Annotated in this window: 6 protein-coding genes and 1 tRNA gene; 4 read left to right on the top strand and 3 right to left on the bottom strand. The window is 65.0% G+C overall.

The features are described 5' to 3' along the window. Positions 1-21: 21 nt before the first annotated feature. Positions 22-156 carry a 50S ribosomal protein L34 gene (rpmH, locus tag Q1V51_RS07975; RefSeq protein WP_236955547.1) on the bottom strand — a complete coding sequence of 45 codons (135 nt, stop codon included), beginning with the start codon at positions 154-156 and terminating at the stop codon, positions 22-24. 139 nt (positions 157-295) lie between these two features. Between rpmH and Q1V51_RS07970 the strand changes: the two genes are divergently transcribed. Together Q1V51_RS07970 and Q1V51_RS07965 are read left to right on the top strand one after the other, a co-directional pair. Then, positions 296-1018: a VTT domain-containing protein gene (locus tag Q1V51_RS07970; RefSeq protein ID WP_300555075.1), complete on the top strand. Its 723-nt coding sequence runs from the start codon at positions 296-298 to the stop codon at positions 1016-1018. A gap of 46 nt (positions 1019-1064) precedes the next feature. Beyond that, a complete protein-coding gene (locus Q1V51_RS07965) occupies positions 1065-2534 on the top strand; it encodes a HAMP domain-containing sensor histidine kinase (RefSeq protein WP_300555072.1) in 1470 nt (489 codons plus the stop codon). Between the two features lie 17 nt (positions 2535-2551). Here the strand turns inward: Q1V51_RS07965 and ggt are convergent, their stop codons facing one another. Then, the gene (gene ggt, locus Q1V51_RS07960; protein ID WP_300555070.1) at positions 2552-4288 is read right to left on the bottom strand and encodes a gamma-glutamyltransferase; all 1737 of its coding nucleotides are present in this window, start codon (positions 4286-4288) and stop codon (positions 2552-2554) included. 66 nt (positions 4289-4354) lie between these two features. Between ggt and Q1V51_RS07955 the strand changes: the two genes are divergently transcribed. After that, complete coding sequence (locus tag Q1V51_RS07955) at positions 4355-5341, top strand: P1 family peptidase (RefSeq protein WP_300555067.1); 987 nt, start codon at positions 4355-4357, stop codon at positions 5339-5341. Between the two features lie 109 nt (positions 5342-5450). After that, positions 5451-5527, top strand: a tRNA-Arg gene (locus Q1V51_RS07950). A 45-nt stretch (positions 5528-5572) separates the two neighbouring features. Here the strand turns inward: Q1V51_RS07950 and Q1V51_RS07945 are convergent. Next, positions 5573-6154 carry a L,D-transpeptidase family protein gene (locus Q1V51_RS07945; RefSeq protein WP_300555064.1) on the bottom strand — a complete coding sequence of 194 codons (582 nt, stop codon included), beginning with the start codon at positions 6152-6154 and terminating at the stop codon, positions 5573-5575. Positions 6155-6340: the final 186 nt, after the last annotated feature.

Genomic DNA, 6340 nt, shown 5'->3' with positions numbered 1-6340 from the left:
TCGGCGGCGCGATCATAGTCCTTAGGCGGACAGGCGCTTGCGACCCTTGGCCCGGCGGCGTGCCAGAACCTGGCGGCCAGCCTTCGTGGCCATGCGCGCGCGGAAACCGTGCCGACGCTTGCGGACGAGCTTGGACGGTTGGAATGTGCGTTTCACGGTGGCGCTCCATCGCGTAGAAATAAAGAGCGGCGGTCATTACGCGCCGACCGGGCTCACGTCAAGTCTGGACGCGGCAATTATCACATGCGATGCCCGGTTTCGTCGCAGTTGGGCGATGGGCCGCCGGACAAAGCGCATGATGTGGGCCAGAATTCAAGCATTCCTGACTAGCCATTGGCGCCAGGTTTTCATGCTCGTGCTGATCGCGGCGATCCTGGTCTCTGCCCTGATGGCTGGGCTGACGCCACAGGGTTTGGCTGAGCTGCTGCGAGAAAACCGGCAGAGCTGGAGTGACCGGATTGCCGACCATCCGCTCCTCGCCGCAGCGGCCTACACCCTCTTCTATGTGATGGCCGTGACCATCTCCTTGCCCGGGGCGCTCTGGTTCACGATCGGGGCGGGCTATCTGCTCGGGCCGATATGGGCGATTCCCGTATCACTGATTGGTGTGACGGTTGGAGCGACGAATATTTTCCTCATCGCCCGCTATGTGGCCGGAGAGCGGTTTCATCATCGCTTTGACGGACGTATCGGCAAGTTCGCCGCCGGCTTCAGACTCAATGACTTCACCTACATCATTTTCCTGAGAATGGTCCCGGTGCCCTTCTTCCTGGTCAATGTCGCGGCGGCCCTTCTGGGCGCACGGCTGCGCCAGTATACGCTGGGCACTTTGATCGGAACGGTTCCGGCGACCCTGCTCTATATCAATATCGGGGCCGGGTTGGGGGAGCTCCTGGATGCCGGCGTCACGCCGGGCTGGTCAGATCTGCAGCGTCCCTCCTTCCTCATTGTGCTGGCCATGTCGATCTTGCTGGCTTTTGTTCCCTTGCTGCACCGCCGCTGGCGTAATAACCGCTAACGCCTGCCTTGCGGCCATGTGCGTGCTGGGCTAAGCGCCAGAGAGTATGAGCTCGTCTGACCGATCCAATCCCGGCGCCGAATCCGGCCCCCTTTTGCGCGCCCTTGGTGTGGTGAAGGCCCTCTGCCGGGGTCTGCTCGACAGTCTGCCGGGGCAGTTGCTGATGGTTATTGTCAGCCTTTCCGCCCTTGGTCTGGTGTTGGTCTATTTCCCGGCCATGGCCGTGCACCGCCTCGACTGGATGGAGCGCGAGGTCGAGCTGGCCTATCGCGCCTCGCTGGCGGCGGATGTCGCCGAAGATGCCGGCGGAATTGCCGACATGACGGTGGATCGCCTGCTTGGTGAACAGATGATCGCTGTATCCTTTGTCCGCGACGGGCGCAATGAGCTGGTACTTTATCGCGGGCAGATCCAGGGCGTGCAGGTGCAGACCGATCTGCGCAAGGCCAACTGGGTGGATCACCTCGTCGACACGGTTGATGCGCTCTGGGCGCCGGAAGGTCGCCTGCTGCGCATTCGCGCCATGCCGCAGGGCCGGCCGGACGAGTCGATTGATCTGATCATCCTCGAGCAGGAGCTCAAGAACGAGCTCAGCGCCTATTCGGCGCGCCTGCTGGCCTATTTCATCAGTGTCGCCGGTTTGCTGGGTGGAGTGATCTACCTCGCCATGTTCTTCCTCTTCGTTCGGCCCATGCGCCAGCTGGCAGGCGCGATGATGCATTTCCGCGACGACCCCGGCGATCCCACTCGCCGCATCGCGCCGTCGGGAAGCCGCAATGAGATTGGCCGCGCCGAGGCGGAACTGGCCCGTATGCAGGGCGAGATTTACCAGGCGCTGCAACAGCGCGAACGTCTCGCTGCGCTCGGTGAGGCGGTCGCCAAAATCAATCACGACCTGCGCAATGTGCTGGCCAGCGCCCAGCTCTTGTCCGACCGGCTGGCAATGGACAGTGATGAACGCGTACGCAAGATGGGGGAGCGTCTCGTGCGCGCTGTGGATCGCGGCGTCCGACTGTGCCAGGCGACGCTCGAATATGGCCGCGCCGAGGATATCCCGCCGCAACGCCGGCCGGTTCAGATCCGTGACCTGGTTGAGGAAGCGGCTGAGGATGCGCGTCTGTCGGAAGGCGAGGTGGATTGGCACAATGAGATTGATGCCATGATCGAGGTCGAGGCCGATCCGGACCATGCCCACCGCATTCTGCTCAACCTGTTCCGCAATGCCATCCAGGCCATGAGCGGCCAGGACGAAGCGAGGCGCCGGCTGTCGGCCTCGGCGCAGCTGCAGCAGGGGCAGTTGCATATCTGGGTGCGCGATACCGGTCCCGGCCTTCCGGACAAGGCCCGCGCCAACCTGTTCAAGGCCTTCACCGCCTCAACCCGCAAGGGCGGGACCGGGCTTGGCCTGACCATTGCCCGTGAATTGGCCCGCGGTCATGGCGGGGATCTTGTCCTGGTGAAGACCGGTGATGAGGGCACCGTCTTCGGTGTGATCCTGCCGGTGCAGGCCGGATAGGGGCGTCAGCCGCCGCCTCAGGGCGTCCCCACAATCCCTTCGCGCCGTGAATCGGCTCCCCCGATCAGCGTGCCGCCCTCCAGCCGCCGCACGATATGAATGCCGGAATTCTCCCCGCGATTGGCGTCGAGCTCGAAGCCGAGCTGCTGCAAGCCGGCGATCAGCTCGATATCCATGCCGGCCTCGATGCGCACGACATCGCCGCGCGCCACGATATTGGGCAAGTCGATGGCTTGCTGCGGGGGCAGGCCCCAGTCGAGCATGGCGACCAGTGTTTTGGCGGTGTAGGCGATAATTGAGGAGCCGCCCGGCGAGCCGGTGGCCAGAACGAACTCGCCATTTTCATCGAACACGATAGTGGGCGACATCGAGGAGCGGGGGCGTTTGCCGCCGTCCGGCGCATTGGGCACAAGGGCGCCGTCAGCATTGACCGGGTTGCGGGAGAAATCCGTGAGTTGGTTGTTGAGGAAGAAACCGCCGGCCATGCGATGGCTGCCGAACACGCTTTCCACCGTGGTTGTCATGGACACCACATCACCATCACTGTCGACCACGACGAAATGGCTCGTGCCTGGACTGTCCGGCGTGGCGTCTGCGCCAGGTTGATCAACGCCCTCGGGAATGCCGGGGGCTGCTGAGGGAATGGCATCTTCCCGTTCGATCAGGCTGGAACGATCGGCGATATAGTCGGCGTCGAGCAGGCCCTCGACCGGGACGGTGACGAAATCAGCATCCGCGACATAGGCGTCACGATCGGCGTAGGCGAGGCGGCTGGCCTCAATGAAGCGGCGCCAGCCTTCCAGCGTGTCAGGCCCGGTCGCCGACATGTCATAGCGTTCCAGCAGACCCAGGATCTGGTTCACTGTCACACCGCCGGAAGACGGCGGCGGAGCACTGCAGACCAGGTATTGGCGATAGGGCCGGCACAGCGGTGACCGCTCGACGATTTCATAACCGGCCAGGTCTTCCAGCGTCAGCCCGCCCGGCCGCGGCTCGTCGCGCACCGCGGCGATGATCTCCTCGGCGATGCGGCCCTCATGCAGGGCGCGCGGATTGGCAGCGAGGTCCCGCGTTGTCTGGGCATAGGCCGGATTGGTCAGCAAATGACCTTCCGGCAAGGGATTGCCCTCGGCGTCGAAGAAATAGTTTCGCGGTGCGTCCCATTCATCCAGCGGTGTGCGCGGTGCGACCCGTTCGATGAAACCGGCCAGGCGCGGTGAGATTTCAAATCCCTCATCGGCGAGCCGGGTTGCGGCATCAAACCCGTCTGCCCAGGGCAGGCTGCCATGGTCCGCATGCGCCGCGTGCAGGGCCGGTACAGCGCCGGGAACGCCGATGGAATGGCCCGAGAAGACGGCCTGGAAAAAGCCCAGCGGTGTCCCGTCCTCGTCGAGGAAGAGGTCCGGCGAGGCGCTGGCGGGCGCCGTTTCACGGCCGTCATAGACCGTGAGATCGCCAGTCTGCGCGTCGAGATAGAGCAGGAACGCCCCGCCGCCGAGACCGGAGCTTTGCGGTTCCACGAGGCCAAGCACGCTCTGCACGGCGATCGCCGCATCGATGGCGTCACCGCCATTGCGCAAGGCTTCAAGCCCCGCTTCCACCGCATGCGGATTAGCCGCGGAGATCATGGCCGGCCCTGCCAGGGCAGGCGTTGGCGTGTCTGTCGGTGCGGGCGGTTCTGCCGCCTGCGGGCTACAGGCCGCCAGTGCGGCAAGCGTGGTAAGAGCTGTGGCGGACAGCAAAATTCGAATCATGAGACTTGCCCCTGCGGATTGTCTCGTCACCATAGCAGCCGCGTTGCAACAGTTAAGAGGGCGCTGATGGCTTTACCGGGGGAAAACAACACGCTGACCGATGTCGCCGGGCTCCGTGTGGGTCAGGCGCATGATGCCCGGGTACGCACCGGTGTCACCGTCATTGTGCCCGATGAGCGCGCAGTCTGTGCGGTTGATGTGCGCGGCGGTGGGCCGGGTACGCGCGAATCTGACGCGCTGGCGGCGCATACCCTGGTTGACGCGGTGGATGCCGTGGTGCTCTCCGGGGGCTCGTCCTACGGCCTGGCTGCGGCCGATGGTGTGGCCGCCGAGCTGGGCGCCAGCGGCCGCGGTTTCTCGCTGATTGCGCGCGAGGGTGTGCCGGTCTCTCCGGTCGTGCCTGGCGCCATTCTCTACGACCTCGCCAATGGGGGCGAGAAGGACTGGGGCGCCGAACCGCCCTATCAGGCGCTCGGACGCGAGGCCCTCGCGGCGGTTTCAACCTCGGTGGCTCTTGGCGCAGCCGGAGCGGGCTTCGGCGCCATGGCCGGGACGCATCGCGGCGGCACCGGTTCGGCCAGCATCGTGACCGAGGACGGTTTCACTGTAGCCGCCCTGGTCTGTGTCAATGCGTTTGGCTCGGTCAAAGTGCCCGGCTCCGAGGCTTATTGGGCCTGGCCCTACGAGATCAACGGCGAGTTCGGCGGTGTCCGGGCTGCGGCGGATCATACCTTCGCCCCGGAAGACTGGGGCGCTGCCAAGCTCAACCCTGCCCCGCGTGAAAACACGACGATCGCCTGCATCGCCACCGACGCCGCCCTGACCCCGCCCCAGGCTCAGCGCCTTGCGATCATGGCCCAGGACGGGTTCGCCCGCGCCATCCGCCCGGTGCACACGCCCTATGATGGCGATGTGGTCTTTGCCCTGTCGACGGCCCGTCGCGAGCTGGGCGAGGGCGGTGATTTCACGCTCACGCGACTGGGGTCGCTGGCGGCCGATTGCCTGGCCCGGGCCATCGCCCGCGGCGTACATGCGGCGAGCGCGGCGGGCTAGCCGTACCGGCTCTGCGATTCATGTGTTTTTCGCATGGACGGCCTCTTGCCAATGCCGGGACGCGCCGCTAGGTTCCGCGCCTCTTCGGGGCTCGCCCCGGACACGGCCTGCACCGGTAGCTCAGCTGGATAGAGCACCAGACTACGAATCTGGGGGTCGGGGGTTCGAATCCTCCCCGGTGCGCCATTACTCTTTAGACAGTTCCGCTTTGATCCGCCGGCGTTGAGCGCTCTACTCGCTGTTGCGGATATCGATCAGCGTTTTTGCGGTGCAGGTCTTCAATACCTCCAGCAAGCCCTTCCGGCTCACCGCGACGCAGCCGGCAGTGCCGGTGGGCTGGCCGTTGTCCGTATTCCAGACATGCAGGAAGATGGCCGAGCCGGCCCCCGGCTTGGCCGGGCAGTCCGGCGGGCGGGCCTCCGGATGCGGCCAGGCGGCGTTGTGGTCGAGTACGATCAGGATGTCATAGCGCCCGTCCTCGCGCAGGAAGCGCTCGTCTCCATCGGAGGGATAATCGTCCATGATGAGGCTGTTATAGTCCGGTGATGCCGGATCGTCCTGCCAGCCCATACCGGGTTGGATCGCGGTCATCTTGAGGCCGGCGGTTTGCGGTTCACCGATCCGGTCGGCGCGATAGAAACCGGCCAGCAAGCGGTATTGTCCAACCGGGGTCGCGCCGTCGCCCTCGCGTTTTTCCGCCTCCGCAATCAAACCGGTCCGGCCAATTGCCGCGGGGTAGATGCGCTCACCCACAACCAGTCGCGCATCATGCGGCGCAAAGGGCGAGGCGGGGGGGTAAACCAGGACCGTCATGAGGTGAGCATACCGGCGGACCGGCCGGGTCGATAGCGTTCTGTGCGGTAATGAAAACGCCCCGCCTTGGGGGAAAGGCAGGGCGTAGATCCGGACCCGGGGCGAGATCAGACGGCCCGGTCAAGCTCGACCGTGCGGGAGGGAGGCGCGTATCGAGCGAGTCCAAAATCGCCCAAGGTCGTTAAC

The organism is Maricaulis sp. (assembly GCF_030149235.1).
In the GTDB taxonomy this organism is placed as follows: Bacteria; Pseudomonadota; Alphaproteobacteria; order Caulobacterales; family Maricaulaceae; genus Maricaulis.
Note: the sequence above shows the minus strand (reverse complement) of the source record. Positions and strands in the feature narration are given on the sequence as shown.